This is a genomic window from Actinoallomurus purpureus, from assembly GCF_024055795.1.
GTDB classification, from domain to species: Bacteria; Actinomycetota; Actinomycetes; order Streptosporangiales; family Streptosporangiaceae; genus Actinoallomurus; species Actinoallomurus purpureus.
This window is the reverse complement of record NZ_JAMXMY010000001.1, coordinates 686,712-711,362: the sequence shown is the minus strand read 5'-3', so window position 1 is coordinate 711,362 and position 24,651 is coordinate 686,712. Positions and strand designations below refer to the sequence as shown.

Genomic DNA, 24,651 nt, shown 5'->3' with positions numbered 1-24,651 from the left:
CGGTACCGTTTTCACCCGTGATCAGCTACCTGGACGGTCTTTTCTCCCTCGACGATCGGGTCGCGGTGGTGACCGGCGGCAGCTCCGGCATCGGCCGGGCCATCGCGACCGCCCTGGCCCGGGCGGGCGCGCGGGTGGTGCTCATCGCCCGGCGCGAACCCGAACTGCGGGAGACGGCCGCCGAGCTGGAATCTTATGGCCGCCCCGCCGCGTACGTCTCGGCGGATCTGGCCGACCGCGCCCAGGTGCACCGCGCGGCCGAGGACGCGGTCGTCCCGTTCGGCGAGCCGGACATCCTCGTCAACTGCGCCGGTATCAACCTGCGCCCCCCGATGGACGAGCTCGACGAGGACACTTGGGACCGGACCATGGCGGTCAACCTCGACGCCCCGTACCTGCTGGGCCGGCGGTTCGGGCCGGGCATGGCCCGCCGCGGTCACGGCCGCATCATCAACATCGCCTCACAGCAGTCCTTCCGGGCGTTCAGCAACAGCGGGGCCTACGGCGCCTCCAAGGCCGGGCTCGTCGCCCTGACCCGTTCCCAGGCCGAGGCCTGGTCCTCCCGCGGCGTGTGCGCCAACGCCCTCGTCCCCGGCTACGTCATCACCCCGCTGGCCGCCCACATCCCCGCCGAACGGCACGCCGCGATGGCCGAGCGCACCTTCATCGGGCGCAACGGCGAGCCCGCCGACTTCGCCGGCGCGGCCGTGTTCCTCGCGGGCCCCGCGTCGGCCTACGTCACCGGCCAGTCGATCTTCGTCGACGGAGGGTTCTCCGTCCACTGACCCTCAGCGGGAGGCGAGCCAGGCCTGCAACGCCCACCGCCACCGCAGCGCGCCCGCGAGGGCCTCCCCCGCCGGCACCGGATCACCGAACGGCGTCAGCGCGGCCAGCCGCCGCAGACGGTGCTTGACCGTGTTCGGATGGACATGCAGCGCCGCGGCGGTGTGGTCCGCGCGGCCACCGTGGTCCAGGTACGCGAGCGCCGTCTCGGCCAGCAGCCGATGGAACTCATCGGCCGCCTCCAGCCCCGCCAGGTAGTCGCGGGCCAGCAGTTCACCGAGCAGGGGATGCGCGTCGAACGCCACCGGCACCGCCAGCGCCGTCAGCTCCCACAACCCGTCCAGGCCCCGGCACCGCGCCGAGGCCAGCGCGGTCCGGCACAGCCGGTACACCTCGGCCAGCTCCCCTGGCCGCACCGCCGGACCGGCGACCGTCAGCGTCGCGCTCTCGGCCGGAAGCCGGGTCGTCACCGCGCACAACCGGCCGTCGACCAGCCCCGACACCCCGTCCGGCAGGCCCAGCGCCGCCTCGGCCCGCCGCGCCTCCCGCGGATCGCCGATGTCGGTGACCAGGCAGTGGTAGCGGCGCCGCACGTCCAGCCCGGCGTCGGCGGCCCCCGCGACCGGGCCCCCGGCGAGCAGGTCCCGCAGCGCCTGCAGACGGGTGGCGTGCGCGGAGTGCGCCAGGCTCAGCTCGGTCTCCCGGAACGCGTGGATGAGGCGGTTCTGCAGCCCGTTCGCGTACGCGTCGAGCTCCATGATCTCCTCGATCAGCGCGTCGAGGGAAACCCCCGCCGAACGGGCCTCGTTCAGCAGCCGTTTCATGATGTGCGAGCGCGCCGCCTGGAACCCGTCCAGCAGCGCCGCCAGCGGAACCCCCTGCAACGCCCGGTCGGTGGCCAGCCGGTCCGCGACGCGCGCGTCGTCCTCGTTCAGCCCCGACTCGTCGATGAACGCCGCCGACACCACCGCCAGGAGCGCCGCGATGTGCCGCCGGACCTCCTGCACGGGCAGTGCCGCGATCGGCGGGGACTCGGCGCGGGCGGCCTCGACCACCGCTTCGAGGGTCCGCGGGTCGGCGCGCATCTTCTCCATGAGGCGGCGGAGGACGGCGCGTTCCGTCATGGTCGTCTCCCGGTACGGCGATGGGCGTCGCGGAAAGGCTCTCCCGCGACGCCCAGTGTGAACCGGATCAGCCCGTGAGGGCCGCGATCGCCTCCGGGGCGGCCTGGCCGATCCGTTCCCGCTGCGGGAACACCCCGACCGGAATCCGGGCGACCTCCGTGGCCGTCGCGTAGTCGATCACCGACACGGCGTTGGCCTTGCTGAGCGAGACGAAGCAGCGGTTGCCGTCGACGCTGCTGGTCCCCCAGTACGGCAGGCTGTCCGTCGGATAGTTGAAGATCCCCCTCGTGGACAGGTCCGACGTGTTCACGATCGCCGTGTAGTCGTCGATCGTCCCCACGTCGCACAGCTTCGCGCCGTCCCCGGACAACGCCAGGCCGTGGTGCGCGGAGTTCTGCGGGTAGTCGTCCGGCTTCAGCGCCTTGCCGTGTGCGCTGTACGGCATGGTGACCGTCGCGACGATCTTCGACTGCGCCAGGTCGTACTTGATGAAGCCGTTCAGGTACGACTGCTGGGCGTAGAAGGTGTTGCCGTCCGGCGCGATGAGGTTCGGCCGGACCCCGTGCGGGAACAGCCAGGTCTTGACGACCTTGAGCGTGGACGCGTCCACCTTCGTCAGCTGGAACGTGCCCTTGAGGCCCTCCAGCGCCTGCGGCAGCGACGTCACCCCGATGCTGGAGTTGTAGATGTACTTCCCGTCGGCGGTGTAGTCGTTCTGGTGCGGATAGGTGCCGGTGCCGAACTTCCCGAGCACCGCCCCGGTCGCGGTGTCCAGCACCTCGGCGACCTGCGCCGTCGTCGCCGAGATCACGTACTTCCCGCCGTCCGGGGACAGCGCCGCGTGGTCGGCGTGGAAGCCGTCCAGCCGGGTGTGCCACAGCTGCCGCCCCGACACCAGGTCGAACGCCGCCGCGTCGTCGATGTTGCCGCGCGAGACGTACAGCGCCCTCCCGTCCGGGGACAGCTGCACGTCGTCGACGAACCGGTCACCGCCCTCGATCTGCTTGACCGTCTCGTACCCGGCCCGCTGGATCGGGTCCATCTCGTCGAGCCGCTGCTGCAGGTCCCCGATCACGTTGAACGACCCGAGGTTCTGGTACGTGCGCCCGTCGATGAAGCTGACGCTGCCGGACTGGCTGTTGCCGACCAACAACACGTCCCGCAGCCCGGCCGCACCGGCCTGGCTCACCGGAACGGACAACGCCGCGGCCGTCGCCGCGCAGATCATCAGGGCTCTGAATCTCCTGCCGGGCATCGCGTCTCCTCACGAACCGCCGCCGTCACTACGGCACCGCGTCAAGTCTGAGTACGGCGCGCGCCGCCGCACAGATCATCGCCGCCAACGTCGCAGGGCTCCGTTGTCGCCCATCGACAACCGGCCCGGCTGAGCGGGACCGGCCGCCGATCAGGGGTCTGTCCAGTCCGTACAGTCCCCGCCTACGCATGCACCGCCAGCTCGACGAAGCGCTCGCCCTCGGGCCCGGCCGCGGTCTTCGGCATCGACCCCAAGACCGCCATCCGCTACGCCGAGAACGCCCGAGCGCTCCTGACGACCGCCGCCGAGGAACAAGACCCCGCCGGTTCCGACGAGCCCAAGGGTCAGAACCATCTATAGAGCCTGACGACCCTCCGGTTCATCGTGAAGACCCATCAGTTCGCGCGAACTCTGGGAAATCTCGGCCTCCTTCTCCCGAACGTGTCCCCAGCCGCCATGTAGCGATGGGCTAGATCACGGTTGCGGTTCGTGATCATCACGAGTCGGCTGCCGTTGCCGTCCGAGAGCAAAGGGGCCCGGCGCGATGGCCGGGCCCCTGCGTTCAGGATGGCAGTGGATCACCGCCAGCTGACCCTCAGGGCAGGAGGTCGCCGGCGACATCCAGGAGCTTCGCGGCGACACCGCCCAGAGCCGAGCCACCCGAAGCCGACCGTGAGGACCGGCTCGTCGAGGACGGGTTCGAGGACGGGCCAGAGCGGGTGTCCCTCGGCTTCTGCTTCCCGCTCTCTACGAAGCGGGCGATCGCGTCGTTCTTTTCCTCCTGCGTGGTCATCCGATTCTCCCTCGATTGGGTCTCGCGGGATCCGCGAGACTGCTTAAGGAAGATCGTCTGTCTCGAAGGCGAGCTGGCCACTCGTAGCGTGCGCGGTACGACGAGCAGCCCGGGTAGCGCCGCCGTGTGCCCAGGACTCCCGAAGCTCCGGTGAGGGGCAAGGTTGGGATCGTTTGTCGCCCATCGACAACCGGCCCGGCTGAGCGGGACCGGCCGCCGATCAGTGCCGTGCGGGTGGCCGTCCCTGGTCTTGGGGGGCCGGAGTGGCGGGCTGAGGAGCGGTCATGTCCAGCAGGAGCATCGCGTCGTAGTCGGGGGTGCCGGGCTCGGCAACGTAGGCGCCCAGGCGCTGGCCGGGGGTGCCCTCCAGTTGCATGGACTGGGGACTGAGGGTGAGGACGCCGACGCGGGGGTGGTGGAAGGTCTTACGGTCGGGCTTGCGGCCGGTCACCTCGTAGCGTTCCCAGAGTTTGGCGAAGTCAGGGCTTTTGAGCAGCAGTTCGCCCACCAGGCCGGTCAGGTCGGGCGCGTCGGGGGCGGTGCCGGCCTGGGCGCGCAGGCGGGCGACACAGCCGCGGACCTGGGTGTCCCAGTCGGGGAAAAGGTCGCGGGCCGTGGGGTGCAGGAACAGGTACCGGGCGACATTGCGGTGTTCTGCCGGCCAGTCGTCCAATCCCGCGTACAGGGCGAGCCCGCCAGGGTTGTAGGCGAGGAGGTCCATGCTCCGGCTGATGATGTAGGCCGGGTTCGGGCGCATCGTCTCCAGCAGCAGTTTCAGGTGGGGGCGCACCGTGCCGCTGGGCGGAGGCGGGGGTTCGGGGGCGTACCGCGCGGCGCGGGCGGCGAGTTCGCGCAGGTGCTGGTGCTCACGGTCGTCCAGCCGCAGGGCGCGGGCGAGGGCGTCGATCACGGCGGGGCTGGGGCGGGTCTCTTTGCCGCGCTCCAGCCGCACGTAATAGTCGATGCTGATCCCGGACAGGGTGGCCAACTCCTCGCGGCGCAGTCCGGGCGTGCGGCGCAGGCCGGTCCCGATGGGAAGGCCGACCCGGTCGGGGCTGGTCTGGGTGCGGCGGGCGCGCAGGAATCGGCCCAGCTCGGTATCGCTGCTGCGCTGGTCGGAAGCCATGTCCTCCAGTGTGTCACCGGTGTGACGGGACCCGATCGCAGGTGAGGGGCCCTGTCACTCCCCCGAACCCCATTCCCCCGAACCATGCGGTCTGTCGCCAGGCGGACACCGACGGCAGAACATCGAACAGCTGACCGATGAGCAGCTCGCCAAGCACACTGCCTCCCCCGGCCACCGGCACACCCACACCGAAGCCGGCATGCGCATGCTGGAGTGCTGAACCCGGCCCCGCGCGCCCGGAGTCAGCTCGGCAACCGGCTGGGCGGGCCCGGCGACGTCGACCAGGGTGGGCAGGGCGAGTAGCACGCCCGAGAACCGGACGGGCTGAACGGGCGAGGCCCTCGCCGCCGGGCGGTGAGGGCCTCGCAGGAGCGTGCGGCCGGTACCCGACTCGCCGTAGGTCGGGGTGGTGGGGTCAGTCGACGACGACGTGGAACTGGGCGTCCCTGTATCCGCCGGAGGTCTTGCCGGTCAGGACGCGGAAGGTTCTGCTCGCGTCGCCGCATCCGGTGTTGTCGGTGACGAGGACGATGGTGTCCCAGGGGGCGCCTCCGCGTGCGGTGGCGACGGGCACGGCGGTGGCGGCGTTGATGTGGGGGTCCAGGTCGATGCAGTAGTCGCCGGTGTGGATCTTGCGGACGTTGGTGACGCCCGTGGAGCGTACGACGGTGCCGTCGGCGTTGACGTTGGCGGCGGCGCGGGCGCCGGGGGTGTGGGCGCCGCCGATGCCGGCCAGGGCGGGGACGGCGACCGACAGTCCGGCCCCGGCGGCCAGCGCGGCGGCGGTGATGGTGATGGTGGTGGCGGTGGACGGCATGGGGGCCTCCTGGGGATGAGTCGAGCGAAAACCATTGACTACCCTTCGCAATCAAATGATTACATTAAGTTGCCAAGCCCGCAATGCCCACCGGCGCTCAGGAGGGGAGCGGCCTCGGCCGCGCCCTCACTCGCTTGTTCCGCCCGACCGACATCCCCGCCGCCGTTCCGTTGCCATCGAACCGCGACACGGAGATCGCATGGTCCGGCACTTACCGTTGCCGATCAAATGCGCAGAGTAACGTCGCCGTGAAGTCGATCTACGAGGGCGTCCCTCACGACAGAGCGGGAGTTCAGTACTGATGTCACAACGATCCAGATCCGCGCTCACGGCGCCGGCCTGCGCTGTGTTGGCCTTGCTGGCCGCGCTCGCGGTGCAGGTGGCCGCCGGTGCCGCTGCGCACGCCGGTCCCACCGCGCGGCGGGCCGTCACGCGAGCCGCCTACCCGCCCTGTGTCCGGCACGGGCAGGCGACCTACCCCGTCGAGTACTACTGGAAGAACGCGCTCGGCATGAGGCTGGGCAGCGGGTCGATCTCGGTCAACACGTCCCCGTCGCTGTGGGGCGGGCAGATCACCCCGGGCGGCACCTTCACCCTCACGCTGACGCACCGCACGGCCCAGTGGCCGTTCCTGGTTCGCAGCTACACCACCATGTGGGACGTGTCGTCCCTGCTGGCCAACGCCGACGTCATCGGCCGGTCGGGGACCGGCACCATCAACGGCACCACCCTGTCGATCCCCTCGGTGGGCAGCAAGACCGACCCGCCCCCGACGGTCATCACCTTCCGGGTCAGGCAGGGCACCATCGGGCGGAGCATGACGATCCGGCCGAGTGGGATCAGCAGCGTCATCGCCGCTCCGGGCCAGCTCGGCAACAACACACCCGCCCCGCCGATCCAGATCGTGAACGGGCAGTCCATCTCGCCCACCCGGGCGGTCGATGACACCGCCACCACCCGGCAGGGCAGCGCCGTCAGCGTGCCCGTGCTGGCCAACGACACCGCGACCGCACCGACGATCAGCAACGTCACCACGCCCGGCCATGGCACCGCGACGATCTCCGGCGGCAACGTGACCTACACGCCGGCCGCGGGCTTCGCCGGTACCGACACCTTCACCTACACCATCACCACCGCCTGCGGGACCAGCACCGCCACGGTCACCGTCACAGTCCTCTGTCCCCCAGCGGTCAATCTGGTCAACGGCAGCTTCGAGACGCCGCCCGTGGCCACGGCGGCCGGCTGGGACCTCCTTCCCGACGCCTCCTCCAATCCGAGCGTCGGCTGGCACACCGAAGCCTCCGACAAGAAGCTGGAGTTCTGGCGGAGCGGCGTTAACGGAGTCCCGGCAGCCGACGGCCGGCAGTTCGCCGAACTCAACGCCAACGAGGTCTCCACGCTCTACCAAAAGGTGCCCACCGTTCCCGGAACAGTGATGACCTGGTCGCTATATCACCGAGGCGTCTTGGGCACCGACGTGATGCAGGTGCTCATCGGCGCACCGGGCGCGACCGTGGCGCAAGTCCCTGCCGGGGCCTCCTCTCCGAACATCTCCGACGGCAACACCGCCTGGCGGCACTACACCGGAACGTACGTCGTCCCGCCGGGGCAGACCCTCACCCGATTCGAGCTCCGCTCGGTGTCGGCCGCGGGTGGCAGCCCGGCGACCGGCAACCTGGTGGACGGTGTGGTGTTCCAAACGCCGACGTGCCCGATCACGACCAGCCGGTGAAGGCGGGCGCGCTCTGGGTGCACGCGCTGTGAACTGACCGGCCGCCGGGTCCGCGACCGTTCACGTCCTTGATCATCACGCCGCAGCACCCGGCCGAGGACCGCGCGGGACGCAAACGCGCCAGCATCAAGGGCTGGTCCCGGCCTTGAATCACCGTGCCGCGTGAAGCTTGATCCTTCGCGGTGCCGTCACGGGTCCTCGCCTGCCGCGATCGCCGCCGGGAGGCGAGGGCCGCAACCCTCCCCGCTGCCCGAGCCGCGCGGGAGCGCCGCGGCCCGCCATGTCGCCGGGCCGTGCGGTCCGCTGCAGGCCGGTGCCGACGAGACACGCGGACGTCGGCGGGGCCGTCTTGGTCACGGTCAGAAGGTGTAGCGGCTGGCCTCGCCGACGACTGGCGCCCCCCCCGCGAGACATTGAGATGATCTTGAACGGTGGAGCAGGCACCTCGGGCTGGGGAATCGCCGTGCATCGTGCGGCCCGGCGGGGCCTTCATACGGCGAAGTAGGCCCCGGAGTCCTAGCTCAGACACCAGCCGCAAGGTAACCGGCGGGTCGTTTTTGTGTCGCCAGATGGCCGTTTCCGCCTCGGCCGCTTCGTTGGGCTGATCGAGTGATTCGAGGATCGGCACGGGAGGGGCGAGGCTTGCGACAGGAGTGGTCTCCGGAAGAGTTGTTGGCGAGTTGGACGCTGGCGGAGGGCGTTCGCGGACTGTTCGGAGAAGCTGGTTGCCGCGTGGCGGGCACGGGCGATCAAGATGTACCCCTCGGACTTTCGCGACACCGCCAAGAACGTTCGGATCACGTTGCTCGCGGCGCTGTGCTCCTCCCGGCAGGCGGAGATCACCGATGCCCTGGTGGATCTGCTGATCGCCTTGGTGCTGAAGATCAACGCTCGCGCCGAGCGGCGGGTGGAGAAGCAACTGACGGCGGAGCTGAAGAAGGTCCGCGGCAAGGAGGGCATCCTCTTCCGGCTCGCTGACGCGGCGATCGGCCAGCCCGAGGGGACCGTGCGCACGGTGCTTGTACCGGTGGTCGGGGAGAAGACGCTGCACGACCTGGTAGCGGAGGCGAAGGCGAACGAAAAGGCGTTCAAGGCCAAGGTCCGCACCACACTGCGCTCCTCCTACAGCTCGTACTACCGGCAGATGCTGCCGCCGCTGCTGCGCACGCTTGGCTTCAAGTGCAACAACACCGCCTACAGGCCGGTGATGGACACGCTCGCGCTGCTGGAGAAATACGCGGAGGTTGACGGCAAGACCCGTTTCTACGACCCGGCCGACACGGCGCCGATGGACGGCGTCGTACGGAAAGACTGGCGCGAGGCCGTCGTGGACGACAAGGGCAAGGTCGAGCGGATCCCGTACGAGCTGTGCGTGCTGGTGGCGCTGCGGGACGCGATCCGGCGCCGGGAGATCTACATCGAGGGCGCAGCCCGGTGGCGCAATCCGGAGGACGACCTGCCCGGCGACTTCGAGGCCACCCGCACGAGGCCACCCGCACTGTGTACTACGCGGCAATCCGCCAGCCCCTGGATGCCGAGGCGTTCATCGCCGACCTGAAGCAGCGGATGACCGCCGGCCTGGACCGCATCACGGCCGCATTGGCGGATGGCTCGGCGGGCGGGGTGCGGGTGACCAGCCGCCACGGCGAGTCGTGGATCAGCGTTCCGAAGCTGGACAAGCTGGATGAGCCCACCGGCCTGGCGGCGCTCAAGGACGAGGTCGTACGCCGCTGGGGCGTGCTCGACCTGCTGGACGCCTGCAGAACGCCGACTTCCTCACCGGCTTCACCGACGAGTTCGTCTCCGTGGCCGCATACGAGCGCATCGACCGGGCTGTCCTCCAGCGCCGCCTCCTGCTCGCCTTGCACCTGCTCCAGTCCGCGCTCGTGCACGTCAATACCCTGCTGTTGCAGCGAGTCCTCGCCGTGCCGGCCTGGGTGAAGAAGCTCTCAGATGAAGATCGTCGCGGGCTGACTGCGCTGTTCTGGTCGAACATCAACCCGTACAGCACCTTCCGGCTCGACATGGACAAGCGGCTGGACCTGGGGTTCAGTACGGGTGCGCCGGGCACAGGCCCAGCGGCGGACGACGCGGACTCGTTCGTGTCCACCTCCGCATGACCCCGAGTGATCCCCAGGTATTTCACAGCACCCCGGGCGCGGCCTACCGGCGGTTCGTCAGGCTTGGGGCTGGCCGTGCGCCGTGGCCATTTCGCTGAGGACCACATCAATCGGTGTGGGGGCGATGTTCAGGACCGACACGGTGAATGATGCGTCGAGGATGTTGGGCCGGTCGTACAAGTACAGCATCTCCGGGAATTCCGCCATAACCGAGTTGGTCCGCCCGATCTCCTCGAGTTCGGCCACCGTCATGTGGCCCAGCTTCGGGGTGGGCGCGGAGGCGGCTGAAGCCAGGCGCTCGGCCAGTTCGCGAACCGGGGCCTCCGAGGTGGAGGGCACGTGCCAGGCCCGGCCCCAGGAGTCCGCGTGGCGCGCTGCGGCGATCAGCGTGCGGGCCGCGTCTTCGGTGTAGGTCCAACTGTGCGGCGCGTCGAGATCGCCGGGATAGAAGACGGGCTCGCCACTCAACACCTGCGCCCCCACCATGATGGTGAACGGCGAGAGCGCGCCCGCTCCGAGGTAGTCGTAGGCCCGGACTTCGGTCACCCGCACCCGGCCGGCCTCATGAGCGGCGCGCGCGTCGTGCCACAGCTGGGCTCGTACCCGGCCCTTGACGCTGGTGGGTGCCAGGGGAAGGTCTTCGGTGATGGGTCCGTCGACGGGACCGTAGCCGTAGGTGTTGCTGAGCATGACGTAGTCCGCGCCGCTGCGCTCTGCCGTGGTGAGCAAAGCGGCGGCCAGAGGCGGGAATTCGGACGGCCAGCGGTCGTACGGCGGCATGGCGCAGTTGAACAAGGTCACTGCTCCGGTGGTCAGCTCGATGAGCCGGGCGGTGTCGGTCGCGTCGGCAGCTACGAGTTCGATCCGTTCGTGCGCCGGCCCGGCGCCTTGGAGGCTGATGAGCCGAACCTGCTCGCCGGCGTCGGCCAGTTGACGCGCGGTAGCCGATCCAGTGGCTCCGGATCCAACGATGACGTACAAGGACACGCGTGCACTCCCTGATCGGAAAGAGGGGACTGTCGCCCCGACTGCCGCGGCGACGGCTCTACCTTTCACCCCAGATGGTCGGTAAGGTAGTGGCCCGAATGCCAAACATCCGGAGGTTCGGGCCATGCATCGGGTCGCGGTCATCGCCGTCCCCCCTGCCACCACGTTCGACCTGTCCATCCCCGAGCTGGTACTCGGGGAGACGACCATCGACGGACACGCCGGCTACCAGGTACGCGTCTGCACGGCCCGTCCCGGGCCGGTCGCCACCAGTAGCAGCCTGGAAATCACCGTCACCCACGGGCTGGAGGCCATCGACGACGCCGACACCGTCATCGTCACCGGAACCGGCGCCCGCGAAGACGTCGACCCGCGCGTCCTTTCAGTCCTGCGCCGCGCGTCAGCCGCAGGCAGACGTGTCGCCTCAATCTGTACGGGCGCCTTCGTCCTCGCCCAAGCCGGCCTGCTCGACGGACGCAGCGCCACCACCTACTGGGCCAAGTCCGAGGAGTTTTCCACCCGCTTCCCCGCCGTCAAGCTGCGCCCGGACGTGCTGTACGTCGAGGACGGCAACGTCCTGACCTCCGCCGGACTCTCCGCCGGCATCGACCTGTGCCTGCACCTGGTACGCACCGACTACGGCGCCGCGACGGCCAACGCCGTCGCCCGCCTGGTCGTAGCGGCACCCGTACGACCCGGCGGGCAGGCCCAGTTCATCAACACGCCCCTACCACCCGAGACCGGAACCTCACTCACCGAGACCCGCACCTGGGCACTGGACCGCCTGCACGAACCGCTCACCCGCGCCGACCTCGCCGCCCACGCCCGCACCAGCGTCCGCACCCTGACCCGCAGATTCCACGCGGAGACCGGCCTCACCCCGCTCCAATGGCTTCTCCACCAGCGAGTGCTCCGCGCGCAGGAACTACTCGAAACCACCGACCTGCCGATGGACCAGGTCGCCCGGCTCAGCGGCCTCGCCACCACCGACTCACTGCGCCAACACCTCTCGAGACGGACCGGACTCACCCCCAGCGCCTACCGCGCCGCGTTCACCCAGCACCCAAGCTCAGCAGGTAGCGGCACCACCACGGCATGAGTGTCGGCAAACCCTCGTCTGCCGACACTCGGCCCGTGATCACGAACCCGCAGGTGGGCAGCGTCGGCAACTCGCGTCGGAAATCAACGTCGGTGAACGGTCCGGTCGATAGATTCCGACACATGCTTATCGGCTACGCGTGGGTCTCGACCGCCGGCCAGAACCCCGATCATCAGATCGACGCCTAGTTGCGGGCCGGCGTCGACCGCGACAACATCCACGTCGACAAGGCGAGCGGCGCGAAGGCGTCCCGCCCGAAGCTCGACCTCGTCTTCCAACTGCTGCGCGAGGGGAGGGGAACCGCCGTCAGCGCCAACGCGGCGGTGGCCAGCGCACCCGCGCCGATGATGAGGCTGCGCATGCAACTCTCCTTTTTCTCGGGGGACGGGCACGTGCGTTACGGTCCGTAGTTGCATATTTACTATGCGATACCATTATGTGGCCCGCCTAGGGGTGGCGCACTGGATACGATGGTCCGTCGCTTCACCGCCGGGCGGATTCGGGACGCGCCGGCGCGGCACTCCCGGGTCGCCTGCAGCACCCTGTACCTGCATCCGGCGCCTGATCGGACCCGGTGTCGGGCCTTCATCCGGTACCCCAATCCCCGTGCCGCGGGCCTCCGGCGGCAGCTCCCAGCCCGCCGCCGCCACCTCATACAGCTGCGCCAGTACCTCCGGCGGGACCGTCTTGGCCGTGATGCCGTGGCAGAGGAATTGCCGTACCCCGGTCAGCACGTTCTCGATCCGGGCCTCCTTACGCGCCTGCTCAGCGTTCGGACCGGCCAGCACCAGCCCCGCCCCCGACGGCCAGTCGATGCCCGTCGTCTCCTTCGACCCGTACTTCAGAAAGGTGACGAACAGCGCCAGCTCCGCGGCCGCCGTCCGCCACTCCCGCCCCGTACGGGCGCACCACCGCAGGAACAGCGCGACGTGCCCGGCGTACGCCCGGGTCGTCAGCTCGGCCTGGCCCCGGCCGAACCTGACATGCCGCAGGGAGGCATCTGCCTCCGGCACCACGGCCAGCTCGTCATCCAGCACCGTCCAGTACCCGACTCCAGACGGCAGCCGAACAGGGAACGCCCGCACATCCCACCCCGAATCTCGTCATGCAACATGCCGCTGCGAACACGACAGCCTCAGAGACGCGAGGTAGAACGTAGCCCTACCTGCGGCGATACAACGTCTCACCACACCGCGGCCGACCACGGAGAACCAGGTGAAGGATGAGGGTTCTCGGACCGCCTGCGGCCGCTGCGTGATCGGGACGCCACCGATCAGGCGCGACACGTCATGCGCCGTGTCGCTACGCTGAGTAGCCGATAGGTCGCATAGTGTATCGGTCGGATGCCTGTGCCACCTCGGTCCCGGTGATGCGCTGGGCTCCACCTGCCAGCAGCACGGGACAGCCCGGGTCTGCTGGACCCGAGCAGCCGTGCCAGCCGTTAACTGTCAAGGGAGTGCAGTGAGCGACAACGAACCGAAGCTGATCTACGGCCAGGGGGCCGACGCGTGCCCCGAGGGCACCTTCTGCCTCTACCGGGGCAGCGGCTTCAACGCCGGCCAGACCCCGGGACGCGGCGACAAGATCCTGGCCATCCCGGTGGGCGCGCACATCAACGACTTCTCCGCGTACGGGTTCGACCACAGCGGCGACGGGGTGAGCTCCGTCGTCAACAACACCATCGAGGACAACACGCTGTTCTCCGCCGCCGACCAGCAGGGCCACTCGCTGCCGGTGGACGCGGGCACCTCGATCGCCGACCTGCGGCACATCCCCATGGCCGGCAGCCCCAACGGCTCCTGGAACGACCAGGCCCAGTCCGCCCTGGCGTCCCCCTTCGAGGGAAATCTCCGCATTGAACAAGAATTCCGGAGCGACTGGTCGGAAGGCCAGGGGCACATCTACTCCTACCGGCTCACGATGCACGCCGCGGAAACCCGCGTCATGAAGTGGGCCGTGGGCTTCGGCGGTCTGCCCGAAGGAACCTCGCTGGCCAAAGGCTTCACCGACGTCTTCTGGGGCGAGATCATCAAGGACGGCACCAGCGGCGCCGTCCTGCTCGGCTCCAAAGAAGGACACGGCGTCGAACCTGGAACGGCCCTCCTCATCGACGTCCAGGTCCTCTATCCCAACCAGGACCACGCCTACAAACGCCTCACAGGCCTGCACGCCCAGCAACTGGGCTGACCCGGCAGCCGCCCTCGACGGCCCTCACCCAGGGGTACCACTCCCGTCACCGCTCCCCGGCCCGCACCGTGCCGGGGAGCGGTGACCGCAAGGGGACGTGACACAGCTTTCGAAGAGTGAAAGGGCATGGCCGCGGTCTCGCCCGGTCCGGGGCGAGACCGCAGAACCGGTCAGCCCAAGCGGATGGCCTCACTCGAATCGGACCCGAAGAAGATGCCCTCCTCCGGCTCGCGAAGGGTGATTTCTTCAGGCACCGCATCGAACAGGCACAGCAGCACGTCGGGACGTTCTCCTCTTCGGCGGTAGCCGGATGGGCCAGGGGATGGTGGGCGTCTCAAACGAGATGTCAGTCGGCGGGGTCGATGGGCGCGCCGCCCAGCACGTCGCTCGCCGATCGGTGGATCTTCGCGAGCGCGCTCATCAGGTGCCGTCGTTCGGTCTCGGTGAGGTCCGCGGTGATCTTCTCCTCCAGGAGCCGTCGTTCGGCTTCGATCGGCTCACGCAGCGCGCGGCCCGTCTCGGTGAGCCAGAGCCGTACGAGGCGGCTGTCCCGGTCGTCCCGGCGCCGGGTGAGCAGCCCGGCCGCGGTCATTCGGGTGGCCATCTTGACGACCGTGGGGGTGGTGACGTTGAGCGCGGCGGCGACCTCCCCGGGGGTGCTGCCGTCGTGTTCCCACAGCACCGCGAGCAGATGGTCCTGGCCGAGGCGCAGGCCGTGGCGTCTCAGGACGGCCTCTGCCGCGGCCCGGACCACCTTGTTCGTCCTGCCGTGAAGGTCCAGGAACTCGGGCATCGCGGCCTCCGGTGACGCGGCCGAACCGGCCGATGCGGGTGACCGGCCGATCCTCCAGCGAGATCGATTGACGGCTAATCATTTACCGGCTAACGTTCCGCGAGGTAATCGCTAGACGGCAAACGACTTAGGGAATCCTGATGATACTGGTCACCGGTGCCACCGGAAACGTCGGCCGTGAGCTCGTCCACGAGCTCACGGCGAAAGACGCCGAGTTCCGCGTTCTCGTCCGTGACCCCGCCCGCGCCGCCACGCTGCCCGGCCGGGCCGAGCGCGTCGTCGCGGACCTGGACGATCCGGCGACTCTGACGCCCGCCTTCGACGGCGTCGACCGGCTCTTCCTCCTCACGCCCGGCATCGGCACCGCCCACACCGCCCATGCGGTCGCCGCCGCCCAGGCCACCGGGGTCGGCCGCATCGTCCACCTGTCCTCGTTCAACGTCCTGGGCGATCCGATGCCGGCCATGGGCCGCTGGCACCACGAGCGCGAGGAGATGATCCGCGCCTCCGGCATCCCCGCCACGTTCCTGCGGCCCGGCGGCTTCATGACCAACGCCCTCGACTGGCTGCCCACCATCCATGAGGAGGGCTTCGTGCTGGACCCGGTCGGCCCCGGCCGCTACGCGCCGATCGATCCCGCCGACATCGCAGCCGTCGCCGCTCTCGCCCTCACCGAGGACGGCCACCAGGGCAAGGAGTACGTCCTCACCGGCGAGGAGACGTTCACCTTCGCCGAGCAGGTGCAGGTCCTCTCTCAGGAGATCGGCCGGCCGATCGAGGTCCGTGAGGCGACCGCACCGGACGAGGCCGTACGCGCCCGCTTCCCGGGCGGTGCTCCCCCAGCTCTCGCCGACGCCATCATCGAAGGGTTCACGCTCATGCGCGCCGACACGACCGGATTCCGGACCGACACGGTACGGCGACTGCTCGGCCGCGCGCCCCGCACCTTCGCCGACTGGTGCGCCCGCAACGCCACCGCCTTCCAGCCGCCGGTCACCACCTGACCCGGCCGACCTCAGGGCCGTGCTCGGAGGGGAACTCGGCCCAGACGACCGTACGAGCGCCGTCCTGCCGGTAGCCCCATCGCCGGGCGAGCGCGTCGACGATCCGCATTCCGCGCCCGCTCTCGCCTCCGTCCTCGGGCTTCAGGCGCGGGCGGGCGCCGCCGGCGCCGTCGTCGGTGACCTCCAGCCGGTACGCGCCGCGCTCGGCGAGGAGCACGACCCTCACCTGTCCGCCCGCACGTCCCGACGCGGTGTGGGTGACGGCGTTACAGACCGTCTCGCTCCCCACCGTGACCAGGTCGGCGAGGATCGGATGACCGCACGGCAGCAGGTCGCGCAGGAACGTACGGGCGTGCGCGACCGACCGCCGCCCGCCCGGCAGCGTGATCTCGCCGAGAACGACCGGCTCCTCGGCCGCCCCGTCCAGGACGGTCACGCCGCGACCGCCGCCGCGATCCGCCGGGCCGCCTCCGGCACCGACGAGGCGTCCAGCTCGGTGCCGCGCCACAGCAGCCGCCACCGGTCCGGGCGCGGTACGGCCAGAACGGCCTCCTTGCGGCCGCCCCGCCCCAGCACCCACAGCACCGCCTCGCCGTGGCCGGGTACGACGAGCAGTGAGGTCACGGGTGTGGCCCGCAGCTCCCACGCCAGCCGGACCAGCAGCGCGTACCGCGTCTTGGACATCTGCACCCGACGGCTCCCTTCCCCAGTGTCGGGAGCCACCCTCGCCATCGACCGCGGCAGGACGCAACAGTCGCTGACCTGGGCCGAATGTTCGCCGGATGAACGTTCATCCAACCTCGTTCCGTGCGCACGGAGACACGGATAGTGACATTGTGAAGGGATGCCCTCCCGGAACATTCCGTCGGTCCGCTTGCGCCGGATCGGCTCGGCGCTGCGCAAGGCCCGCGAGGACAGCGGGATGACGATGGACACCGCCTGCCGCCGCTATGGCCGGTCCAAGGGCTGGCTCAGCACCCTGGAGAACGGCCTGCACTCGATCAACTGCCAGGAACTGGCCGACCTCCTCGACTTTTACCAGGTTCCCGAGGGCCCACTCCGTCAGTCCCTGCTCCATCTGGCCGCCCACAGGCCAGGAAAGAGCTGGGAGCGCGCTTATGAGGGTCGCATCTCCGCCGCCGCCCTCGACTTGGCCAGCCTTGAGGAGGACGCAGAATTGATCCGCAATTTCGAGCCGTGCGTAGTGCCGGGCCTCTTGCAGACTCCGGAGTACGCTCGGGCCCTTACGCGAGTTGGACCGGCCCGGCCAGTCCGCAATACCGGCGTGCTGGTCGCATTCCGGATGGCCCGCCAAAAGGTGCTGGCACGCCCCGACCCGCCGCACTACGTAGCTGTGATCAGCGAGTCGGTGCTCCATCATCGGGTCGGCGGCCCCGATCTCATGTACGCCCAGCTCCGTCGGCTCTCCGAGACGGCCGAGCTGGAGAACGTGGCGCTGCACGTGCTGCCGAACTCCGCTGCCGCCTACCTGTGGCTGGCGGGACCGTTCCACCTGCTATCCCTACGGCCTCCCGGAAACCTCACCGTGTCGGTCATCGAGCAACTCACCAAGAGTCTGTTCGTCGATGACGATAAGAAGATCGCGCTGAATGAAGAGATCTTTTCTCTGCTCCTGGACGCATCGCTGGACGAAGACGCTTCTCTGAAGCTCATCGAACGGCTAGCGTCGCGGGTATGAGCATCCCAGAGTCGACGGACGTTTTGTGGCGCAAGAGCCCTTACAGCGGCGGCTATGAAGGGAACTGCGTCGAGGCCGCCGCCGTGTGGCGTAAGAGCAGCCGTAGCGGCGGAGACGAAGGCGAGTGTGTCGAGGTGGCCGTGTTCTCGGCCACGGACGGCGGCTGACGTCCTCGGTTGTCCGGCTCGGCGTCCGGGGCGCCCGGCGGTGCGGTGTGCACCACCGCCATGTGGCCTCGATCACACTCGGACATAAGATGCTTCTTGGAGCAGATGTGCGCTAACCGCATCAGATGCAGACCGGGGGGTGGTTGTCCGATGGCGAAGCTACTTTTCGTGATGACCGGGGCGACGTACTGGACGCTGAAGGACGGCACCAGGCATGCGACGGGTTACTGGGCCGAGGAGTTCGCGGCCCCGTACAAGGCGCTCACCGAGGCCGACCACCAGGTCGTGGTCGCGACCCCCAACGGGGTGGTCCCGAACGTGGACATGATGAGCCTGCGCCCCGAGATGGCCGGCAGCGCTCAGATCGCTCTCGAACTGGAAGCGATCATCCGTTCCGCGGAGGTGATGCGGCGGCCGATCCAACTGGCGAACGCCCGCCTGGAGGATTACGACGCCGTCTACCTCCCGGGCGGCCACGGCCCCATGGAAGACCTGTGCGTCGACGCGGACGCCGGCCGGTTGCTGACCGCGGCGCTCGCCTCCGGCAAGCCCCTCGCCATCGTCTGCCACGCCCCGGCCGCGATGCTGGCGACCAGGATCCACGGCGTATCGCCCTTCGCCGGCTACCGGGTCACTGCGTTCACCAACGAGGAGGAGAACGCGGTCGGGCTCGGCCCGAAGGCCCGCTGGTTGCTGGAGGACGAGCTCATCGACCTGGGCGTCGACTTCACCAAGGGCGAGATGTGGAAGCCCTACACGGTGGTCGACCGCAACCTGTTCACCGGACAGAACCCTGCCTCGGCAGGCGTCTTGGCCGAACGACTGCTCAAGGTCCTTTAAGGGAGCTTTCCGCCCGCGGAGCCGCGGACGGCGCTGTCGGTCCGCTCCTTCACCTGCCTCGTCTCCCTAATGACGACCCAGAGCGGGACCGGCGAAAGGGGACGTCACCATGGCCCGGCCGGGCGACGACGGCCCGGCGGTCGTGGCGGCGGAGTCAACCTGCCGGCCTCACGATGACGGGTTGATGTGAGCTCCACAACCCCACCACGAGAGGAACTGCCATGCGAGCCATCACCGTCCGAGACCGCGCCGCTGGTATCGGCGGACTCTCCCTGACGGAAATGCCGTACCCTCACGCCGCCGAGAACGACGTCATCGTGCGGGTGCATGCCGCGGGGTTCACCCCCGGAGAGCTCGACTGGCCGGGTACGTGGTCCGATCGCGCCGGCCGTGACCGGACGCCGAGCGTGCCCGGACATGAGCTGTCGGGTGTCGTCGCCGCGCTGGGTTACGGAACCACCGGCCTTAGCGTCGGCCAGCGGGTGTTCGGACTGGCCGACTGGACGCGCAACGGCTCCCTGGCCGAGTACGCCGCGGTGGAGGCCCGCAACCTTGCCCCGCTTCCGGCGGACGTCGACCACACCGTGGCCGCCGCACTGCCGATCTCCGGGCTGACCGCGTGGCAGGGCCTGTTCGACCACGGCCGCCTCGCAGCGGGCCAGACCGTCCTGATCCACGGCGCCGCAGGCGGTGTGGGTTCGATCGCGGCGCAGCTCGCGCGCGAGGTGGGAGCCCGAGTGATCGGCACGGGCCGTGCCGCCGACCGGGACACCGCACTCGGTCTCGGCGTGGATCTCTTCCTGGACCTGCAGGCCGATCAACTGGAAGATGCCGGTGAGGTCGACGTGGTGTTCGACGTGATCGGCGGCGAGATCCTCGACCGCTCGGCCGCGCTGGTGCGCGCCGGCGGCACGCTCGTCACCATCGCCACGCCACCCAAGGTCCAGCCCAAGAACGGGCAGGCGATCTTCTTCGTCGTCGAACCCGATCGCGCCCGGCTCGCGGACCTCGCCCAACGGCTCCGGGACGGACGGCTCAAGCCGATCGTCGGGGCCGTGCGGACGCTCCGCGAAGCGCCCTCCGCGTTCGCCCCCGACCAGCGCACCCCCGGCAAGACGATCATCCAAGTCACCGAAGACCGAGGAGGAGAGTAATCACGATCCGAATACGGCTTGCCTGCGGCTTTCTGGCTGCCGACATGGTGGCTACGGCCACCGCATGCGCCCCAGCAGCACAGCGTGCGACCGGCAGTGTGGCCGCTGATACCACGGTTTCGAAACAACCGTCCGAGACGCTAACGCCTCTGCTCGAACAGGCGCTTCCGAATGTCAAGGGCAAGACGTTCACCTCGGCGATCGTGGACTTCCCGCCCAACGCGCGCGCGGTGCCGCATCGGCACGGCTCGGCATTCGTTTACGCCTACGTACTCCAGGGCACTGTGCGCAGCCAACTCGCCGGCGGGCCCGTTCGTACGTACCACCAAGGACAGAACTGGGTCGAGCAGCCCGGCGCCCACCACCTGCTCACGGAGAACACCAGCCGGACGAAATCGACGAAGCTGCTGGTCATCTTCATCTCCAACACGGGAGACAAGCTCAAGGTCGACGATCCGCCAAAGTAGGAAGGCCGGCCCCTCCCAAGAATGGGGCCGTCAAGACCCAGATCCACCCCGCGTTCACGGCGTCAGGCCTGCACCAGGTAGTAGCGGCCGGTGCCGGGCCATACGGCCATCTGGTAGCCCTCGCCGAACTCCGGCACGGGCTTGAGCGCGGCCGTGAACCGCCGCTCTTCAGCCGTCAGCCGGGGGTGAATGATCAGGGTTAGTCGTTCGGGTTGTTGATGTAGCCGCTTGCGGCACATACATCGCCGCCGCCTAGACCGTGCGGATAGCCGTCCGTGCAGACATAGACGTAGACCCCGTGAATGGGGCCGTTATTCGAAGTGAAGGACAGTCCTGAATAGCCCTGCCAGTTACCACAGCCGTTGTAGTTGTAACGTTTCGTCGTGCCGACTCTCCCCGAGTTCGTCTGCACCAGGAGCTGCGCGAACACCGGGTTGTCATCGCAGGCCGTGTCCTGGATGGAGTAGCTCACGTTGATGAGTTTGTTGTCTCCGCTCCAGTCCCAGCTCGCGGCGGCATACGCCCCGGTGGTGGACACGACGCCGCTGTCTGCGAGGGCAGGAAGCGCCAGGCCCAGAGCCAGCACGCCTGCTACAGGTGCGATAACGCTTACCCGCCGCAGCAGTTTCATCATTGGGTTCTCCCAGTTAGGCTCCGTGTCGATCCCCCGCATACGTCGCGCAGGGCCCATGATCGCGACTTTGCATGATGAAATGGATTATTGCAAGGGTGGACAAATCGGCCGCGAGCGGCTAGACGCAGTGCGGGCCCCCGCTGGTTGGTCTGGCGGCGCATTGCGGGCATTGCAATGTGTTCGGGGATAGGCCTGGTGGCGAGGTGCCGGCCGGGGGCTGGTGCGTTCGTTCAAGGGGTCCCGGTAGCGATCGGTAGGACTACCGGGACCCCGACATGACGTCGGCTCAACGGAGCCGGCTCGCGTGTTCCCCGGAGTCGCCGTGGTGACTCGAGGACTTACCGGGCGGTTCGCTCACCGGCTGTCAGTGTTCTCCCGGATGGTCGGGCGGGGGGTCGCCCGTCGAGGATGTGCCTCAGATGGCATCCCGCGGGAGGAGAAGACATGGAACCGGTCCTGCCGTCGGCGGCCGAAGCGATCGACCACGACCCGGCCGAGCCGGCCGGTCACCGGGACCGGCACCTGATCACGTTGCCGGTCGACGCCGGGGCCTGGCTGGGGTTCTACGGGCTGAGCCACTGGACTGCCCCCGGAGACGGCCTGCTCCCGGACGGCTGTGGTGTCTCCCTCATCGTCGAGGAATGCCTGGAGCTGACCTGCGCGGTGTTCGCCGAGAACGGTGAGCGGATCGACCCGGAGCCGATGCCCGACCGGCCGCCCGGGCAGGGTTTCCGGATCCTCCTGCGCGGCGTCGGGCAGGCCGGCACCTCGCCGGGCACCTGTCCGGTGCACGGCACGTCGCTGACCTTCCGGTTCACCTACCGGGACGGCTCCGGCGTCCGGGACGTGATCCTTCCGCTGGAGTATGGCGAGCCCGTTGCACGGGCGCTGTCCGGGCGTCACCTGTTCTTCCAGCTGAGGAGGCACCCCGTGACGTCGACCGGGCTGCGTACCGAGGAGCAGGACCGGCCGACGACCGCTCCACCGCCCGGGCGCTGGGTGAGGTTCTGCCAGATCCGGTCGGTGGCCGCGCGGGCTCCATCGCCCTGGTTCACCGGCGCAATCGCCCACTGGTCCGCCCCCGACCGTGCAGACCTCGGCCGCCTGCTGGGCCGCTTCGCCGACGACGTCACAGCTCACCTGACCACCCTTGAGGACAGGTGAGCTTGTGGATCGTCCTGGCCGTCGACGGCGCAACGGCGGAGCCGGTCTAGACGAGCACCGGGTAGTTGGCGCGGAACACGTTGTGCGGGTCGCGGGCCCGCTTGATCTCCCGCAGCCGCGCGAGCGCGCTGCCGGAGAAGGACTTCGCCGCCGTGTCACCGGGGGACAGCAGGGTGTACGGCTTGCGGCCGCTGATGTATGCCTCCAGGTCGGCCACGACCTCGGCCTGCTTGGCGCGCGTCGCATCGGCCGCGTGCGGCAGGCCGAGGCCCAGCAGGCCGAGCAGGTACGGCTCAGCCACCGCGCCGCTCGCACCGGCCCCGCCGCCCGGCTCGGCGAGCGCTCCGCCCAGGTGCCTGATCTGCATGCTGATGAGTGGTTCGACCGGCTTGGCCAGCAGGAGCTCCACCGCGTCCGTGTCCAGGCCGGTGAGCAGCTCGGCACGAGTGATGGTGGGGGCCGGGTCGGTGGGCTCGGCGGTGATGTCACCCAGGTCGGCAACCGGGACGACGCCGCGGCTGTCGGAGATCGCGCCCTCGATCTTGTCGAGGCGAGCCAGCAGGTCCTCCCCCTGAGCCGCCTCACCCAGGTAGGCCAGATCCAGCGTGACCATCGGCGGCGCACCAGGTGGCTGGAGCCGGTTGATCCAGACACTGAGTTCACGCGGCGCCTCGGCGGTGATCTCCAGGAATGCGTCGTACACCTCTCTGGTCAGGTGGTCCGGCCAGATGACGCGCCCGCCGTACATGGTGGGCACGGGGTACAGTTCGAGTTCGAGGGCGGTCACCACCGCGAAGTCCCCGCCACCGCCGCGCAGCGCCCAGAACAGCTCGGGATCGGACTCGGCGGTCACCCGGCCGGGCTCGCCATCGGCGTCCACGATGTCGATGGCCCGCACGCTGTCGGAGGCGAAGCCGTACTTGCGGCTGAACCAGCCGACCCCACCACCCAGGGTGTAGCCGGTCACGCTGACTCCCGGCGCGCTGCCGGACAGGCCGGTCAGACCCAGCGGTCCGGCCGCCGCCAGTACCTGCCCCCACTTCACGCCCGCGCCCACCCGAGCCACGCGCTCCTCCGCGCGTACCTCCACCTCGTTCAGCAGGCCGGTACGCAGCAGAATCAGGCCTTCCACATCACCGGAGGCGCCATGCCCGCTCGGCTGCGCGGTCACCGTCATACCCGCCCGCCGTGCGTATCGCACGAGCGCCGCCACGTCATCGGCGTCCGCGGCCTCCACCACAGCCGCGACCGGCTGCCTGACGGTGAGGTTCCACGCAGTGGCCGCCTGCCCAAAGCCGTCGTCATCAGGCAGGAGCACGCGCCCCTTGAGGACACCGCGCACATCGTTGATCGTCATAGTCGTCTCCCTCTTCAAGTTCTCGGAAATGCACCTGCCGGACCGCGCGGTTTACGCGACGAGCAGGAGCACACTGATCGCCAGCATCACCACGGCGCCGATCAGTCCGGCGAGCACAGTGGCGATGTTGCTGAGCATGAGTTGTCCCCTCAATCCCCTATTGGCCCTCTGCGGGGCGATGGAATCAGGCGGGCTGCGGGGCGGGCGTCGCCGGAGCGGCCGCGACCTTGCGGGTCTCGCGCATCATCAGCAGGCCGTTGACCACCATCAGCGTCGCGGTCAGGCCGTGGACGCCGAGCGCGGTGGCCACGGAGCCGTGGTGGGCCAGCACGTTGGTCATGTCGCCGTACGCGGCGAGGGCCTCCACCAGCAGCACCCAGCCCAGCGCCCGGCGGTGGCCCGTCACCAGCAGGATGCCCAGGACCAGGGCCAAGACGACGTCGCGGATTCCCTTGATGATCAGGAAGCCGTCGCCGTCGCCGGACGGCCAGCTCGGCAGGCCGAAGCCCGGCGCGGTCGTCTCCGGGCTCAGGATGAACTCCATCCCGAACCAGAGGATGAAGAGGATGAAGGCGGCGGCCAGGACGGTGTTGATCTTCTTTAGCGACATTGTTCTTCTCCTTGCGAGTCTTCGGTGAGCTTGGTGAGTCGTGCGTGGGGTTTGGGGTCTGGTCAGGCCGCGCGGACGCGGCGGATGTGGCGGGCGTAGCGGGGGCGGCCGATGACGTGCCAGATGCCGCGCACCGGCGCGGGGAGGGCGGAGAGGAGCGTGGCGCGCTCGGCCGGGTTCGCGTCCTCCAGGACGAGGCCGAAGAGCGTGAGCAGGGTGAGCTTGGGCGTGTTGGCCACCAAGTGGTCGCCCTGTGCGGCCCACTCCTGCTCGGTGATGTGCTCGGCCGCGAGCGGAAGAAGAGTGGCCTCCTCGTCGTCGAGGTGTTCGAGCAGGACCGCCCGGTGATCGGCGAGGACCGCCACGAGGGTGTCGCGCTCGTCGGCTCCGGCGGTGGCCTCCCACGCCGGGACTGCGGCGTCCAGCCTGGTCAGCGTGGCCGCGACGCGCTCGTGCTGGGCCTCCATGCGCAGGACGATGTCCGCCTCCAGATCTACCCGGGACAGGAGCGGCGGCCACAGCAACTCGTCCTCGCCCTCGTGGTGGTTCTTCAGTCCCAGCCGGTAGTCGCGGAAGTGGTCGGCGATCACCTTGGCGCGAGCGGTGTCGCCCGGGGCGACCGCCGCGACGAGCTCCATCAGCAGCCGCGACTCGCGGCGGAAGGCGCGGTGGACGATCTCCATGTCCTGGGTGTTGACGCTCATCTGTTCCTGCCCCCTCATCTGTTCTGTTCGACGTG

Annotated in this window: 28 protein-coding genes; 13 read left to right on the top strand and 15 right to left on the bottom strand. The window is 69.3% G+C overall.

Features of this window, described 5'->3' with window-relative positions; all coding sequences use genetic code 11:
* Positions 1–17 precede the first annotated feature (17 nt).
* Positions 18–785 carry an SDR family NAD(P)-dependent oxidoreductase gene (locus NE236_RS03270; RefSeq protein WP_252840265.1) on the top strand — a complete coding sequence of 256 codons (768 nt, stop codon included), beginning with the start codon at positions 18–20 and terminating at the stop codon, positions 783–785.
* A gap of 3 nt (positions 786–788) precedes the next feature.
* Here NE236_RS03270 and NE236_RS03265 read toward each other — a convergent pair whose 3' ends face one another.
* From NE236_RS03265 to NE236_RS03245, 5 genes are all read right to left on the bottom strand, one after another.
* The gene (locus NE236_RS03265) at positions 789–1,907 is read right to left on the bottom strand and encodes an RsbRD N-terminal domain-containing protein (protein WP_252840264.1); all 1,119 of its coding nucleotides are present in this window, start codon (positions 1,905–1,907) and stop codon (positions 789–791) included.
* A gap of 67 nt (positions 1,908–1,974) precedes the next feature.
* Positions 1,975–3,162 (bottom strand): YncE family protein, encoded by a 1,188-nt coding sequence (locus NE236_RS03260; RefSeq protein ID WP_252840263.1) that lies wholly within the window; start codon positions 3,160–3,162, stop codon positions 1,975–1,977.
* Between the two features lie 595 nt (positions 3,163–3,757).
* Positions 3,758–3,955, bottom strand: coding sequence for a hypothetical protein (locus NE236_RS03255; protein WP_252840262.1), 198 nt, complete (start codon positions 3,953–3,955; stop codon positions 3,758–3,760).
* 220 nt (positions 3,956–4,175) lie between these two features.
* On the bottom strand, positions 4,176–5,081 hold the full coding sequence (locus NE236_RS03250) for a helix-turn-helix transcriptional regulator (RefSeq protein ID WP_252840261.1): 906 nt from the start codon (positions 5,079–5,081) through the stop codon (positions 4,176–4,178).
* Between the two features lie 415 nt (positions 5,082–5,496).
* Positions 5,497–5,898, bottom strand: a complete 402-nt coding sequence (locus NE236_RS03245) for a hypothetical protein (RefSeq protein WP_252840260.1) — start codon at positions 5,896–5,898, stop codon at positions 5,497–5,499.
* Between the two features lie 349 nt (positions 5,899–6,247).
* Here NE236_RS03245 and NE236_RS03240 point away from each other — a divergent pair, with 349 nt between their 5' ends.
* From NE236_RS03240 to NE236_RS03230, 3 genes are all read left to right on the top strand, one after another.
* Positions 6,248–7,630, top strand: coding sequence for an Ig-like domain-containing protein (locus tag NE236_RS03240; protein WP_252840259.1), 1,383 nt, complete (start codon positions 6,248–6,250; stop codon positions 7,628–7,630).
* A 754-nt stretch (positions 7,631–8,384) separates the two neighbouring features.
* The gene (locus tag NE236_RS03235) at positions 8,385–9,188 is read left to right on the top strand and encodes a hypothetical protein (protein ID WP_252840258.1); all 804 of its coding nucleotides are present in this window, start codon (positions 8,385–8,387) and stop codon (positions 9,186–9,188) included.
* Positions 9,189–9,435: 247 nt separating this feature from the next.
* Positions 9,436–9,750 carry a Tn3 family transposase gene (locus NE236_RS03230; RefSeq protein WP_252840257.1) on the top strand — a complete coding sequence of 105 codons (315 nt, stop codon included), beginning with the start codon at positions 9,436–9,438 and terminating at the stop codon, positions 9,748–9,750.
* A 57-nt stretch (positions 9,751–9,807) separates the two neighbouring features.
* Here NE236_RS03230 and NE236_RS03225 read toward each other — a convergent pair whose 3' ends face one another.
* On the bottom strand, positions 9,808–10,731 hold the full coding sequence (locus tag NE236_RS03225; protein ID WP_252840256.1) for an NAD-dependent epimerase/dehydratase family protein: 924 nt from the start codon (positions 10,729–10,731) through the stop codon (positions 9,808–9,810).
* A gap of 130 nt (positions 10,732–10,861) precedes the next feature.
* Between NE236_RS03225 and NE236_RS03220 the strand changes: the two genes are divergently transcribed.
* Positions 10,862–11,836, top strand: coding sequence for a GlxA family transcriptional regulator (locus NE236_RS03220; RefSeq protein ID WP_252840255.1), 975 nt, complete (start codon positions 10,862–10,864; stop codon positions 11,834–11,836).
* 184 nt (positions 11,837–12,020) lie between these two features.
* Here the strand turns inward: NE236_RS03220 and NE236_RS03215 are convergent, their stop codons facing one another.
* Positions 12,021–12,197 carry a hypothetical protein gene (locus tag NE236_RS03215; RefSeq protein ID WP_252840254.1) on the bottom strand — a complete coding sequence of 59 codons (177 nt, stop codon included), beginning with the start codon at positions 12,195–12,197 and terminating at the stop codon, positions 12,021–12,023.
* Positions 12,198–12,270: 73 nt separating this feature from the next.
* A complete protein-coding gene (locus NE236_RS03210) occupies positions 12,271–12,873 on the bottom strand; it encodes a hypothetical protein (RefSeq protein WP_252840253.1) in 603 nt (200 codons plus the stop codon).
* Positions 12,874–13,297: 424 nt separating this feature from the next.
* On the opposite strand from NE236_RS03210, the gene NE236_RS03205 reads away from it, so the two are divergent.
* Positions 13,298–14,023, top strand: coding sequence for a peptidase inhibitor family I36 protein (locus NE236_RS03205; protein ID WP_252840252.1), 726 nt, complete (start codon positions 13,298–13,300; stop codon positions 14,021–14,023).
* Positions 14,024–14,369: 346 nt separating this feature from the next.
* Here the strand turns inward: NE236_RS03205 and NE236_RS03200 are convergent, their stop codons facing one another.
* A complete protein-coding gene (locus NE236_RS03200) occupies positions 14,370–14,816 on the bottom strand; it encodes a MarR family winged helix-turn-helix transcriptional regulator (protein WP_252840251.1) in 447 nt (148 codons plus the stop codon).
* 140 nt (positions 14,817–14,956) lie between these two features.
* Here NE236_RS03200 and NE236_RS03195 point away from each other — a divergent pair, with 140 nt between their 5' ends.
* Positions 14,957–15,820, top strand: coding sequence for an NAD(P)H-binding protein (locus NE236_RS03195; RefSeq protein ID WP_252840250.1), 864 nt, complete (start codon positions 14,957–14,959; stop codon positions 15,818–15,820).
* On the opposite strand, the gene NE236_RS03190 is transcribed toward NE236_RS03195, so the two are convergent.
* Both NE236_RS03190 and NE236_RS03185 read right to left on the bottom strand, forming a co-directional pair.
* The gene (locus tag NE236_RS03190) at positions 15,810–16,256 is read right to left on the bottom strand and encodes an ATP-binding protein (protein ID WP_252840249.1); all 447 of its coding nucleotides are present in this window, start codon (positions 16,254–16,256) and stop codon (positions 15,810–15,812) included. The two genes, NE236_RS03195 and NE236_RS03190, sit on opposite strands and share 11 nt — an antisense overlap.
* Entirely contained in the window at positions 16,253–16,504 is a 252-nt protein-coding gene (locus NE236_RS03185; protein ID WP_252840248.1) for a hypothetical protein, read from the bottom strand. Before NE236_RS03185 ends, NE236_RS03190 begins: the two co-directional genes overlap by 4 nt.
* 160 nt (positions 16,505–16,664) lie before the next feature.
* Here NE236_RS03185 and NE236_RS03180 point away from each other — a divergent pair, with 160 nt between their 5' ends.
* The 5 genes from NE236_RS03180 (at position 16,665) to NE236_RS03160 (ending at position 20,147) form a co-directional block, all read left to right on the top strand.
* Entirely contained in the window at positions 16,665–17,519 is an 855-nt protein-coding gene (locus NE236_RS03180) for a helix-turn-helix domain-containing protein (protein ID WP_252840247.1), read from the top strand.
* A complete protein-coding gene (locus NE236_RS03175; RefSeq protein ID WP_252840246.1) occupies positions 17,516–17,686 on the top strand; it encodes a DUF397 domain-containing protein in 171 nt (56 codons plus the stop codon). The genes NE236_RS03180 and NE236_RS03175 overlap by 4 nt, the downstream gene beginning before the upstream one ends.
* 150 nt (positions 17,687–17,836) lie before the next feature.
* Complete coding sequence (locus NE236_RS03170; RefSeq protein WP_252840245.1) at positions 17,837–18,526, top strand: type 1 glutamine amidotransferase domain-containing protein; 690 nt, start codon at positions 17,837–17,839, stop codon at positions 18,524–18,526.
* A 221-nt stretch (positions 18,527–18,747) separates the two neighbouring features.
* Positions 18,748–19,680, top strand: coding sequence for an NADP-dependent oxidoreductase (locus tag NE236_RS03165; protein ID WP_252840244.1), 933 nt, complete (start codon positions 18,748–18,750; stop codon positions 19,678–19,680).
* A 98-nt stretch (positions 19,681–19,778) separates the two neighbouring features.
* On the top strand, positions 19,779–20,147 hold the full coding sequence (locus NE236_RS03160) for a cupin domain-containing protein (RefSeq protein ID WP_252840243.1): 369 nt from the start codon (positions 19,779–19,781) through the stop codon (positions 20,145–20,147).
* 199 nt (positions 20,148–20,346) lie between these two features.
* Here NE236_RS03160 and NE236_RS03155 read toward each other — a convergent pair whose 3' ends face one another.
* Positions 20,347–20,781, bottom strand: a complete 435-nt coding sequence (locus NE236_RS03155) for a hypothetical protein (protein ID WP_252840242.1) — start codon at positions 20,779–20,781, stop codon at positions 20,347–20,349.
* Between the two features lie 444 nt (positions 20,782–21,225).
* Here NE236_RS03155 and NE236_RS03150 point away from each other — a divergent pair, with 444 nt between their 5' ends.
* Complete coding sequence (locus tag NE236_RS03150) at positions 21,226–21,945, top strand: hypothetical protein (RefSeq protein ID WP_252840241.1); 720 nt, start codon at positions 21,226–21,228, stop codon at positions 21,943–21,945.
* A 46-nt stretch (positions 21,946–21,991) separates the two neighbouring features.
* On the opposite strand, the gene NE236_RS03145 is transcribed toward NE236_RS03150, so the two are convergent.
* The 3 genes from NE236_RS03145 to NE236_RS03135 form a co-directional block, all read right to left on the bottom strand.
* Complete coding sequence (locus NE236_RS03145; RefSeq protein ID WP_252840240.1) at positions 21,992–23,302, bottom strand: FAD-binding oxidoreductase; 1,311 nt, start codon at positions 23,300–23,302, stop codon at positions 21,992–21,994.
* Between the two features lie 184 nt (positions 23,303–23,486).
* On the bottom strand, positions 23,487–23,912 hold the full coding sequence (locus tag NE236_RS03140; RefSeq protein ID WP_252840239.1) for a DUF4267 domain-containing protein: 426 nt from the start codon (positions 23,910–23,912) through the stop codon (positions 23,487–23,489).
* Positions 23,913–23,974: 62 nt separating this feature from the next.
* Positions 23,975–24,616 (bottom strand): hemerythrin domain-containing protein, encoded by a 642-nt coding sequence (locus tag NE236_RS03135; RefSeq protein WP_252840238.1) that lies wholly within the window; start codon positions 24,614–24,616, stop codon positions 23,975–23,977.
* Positions 24,617–24,651: the final 35 nt, after the last annotated feature.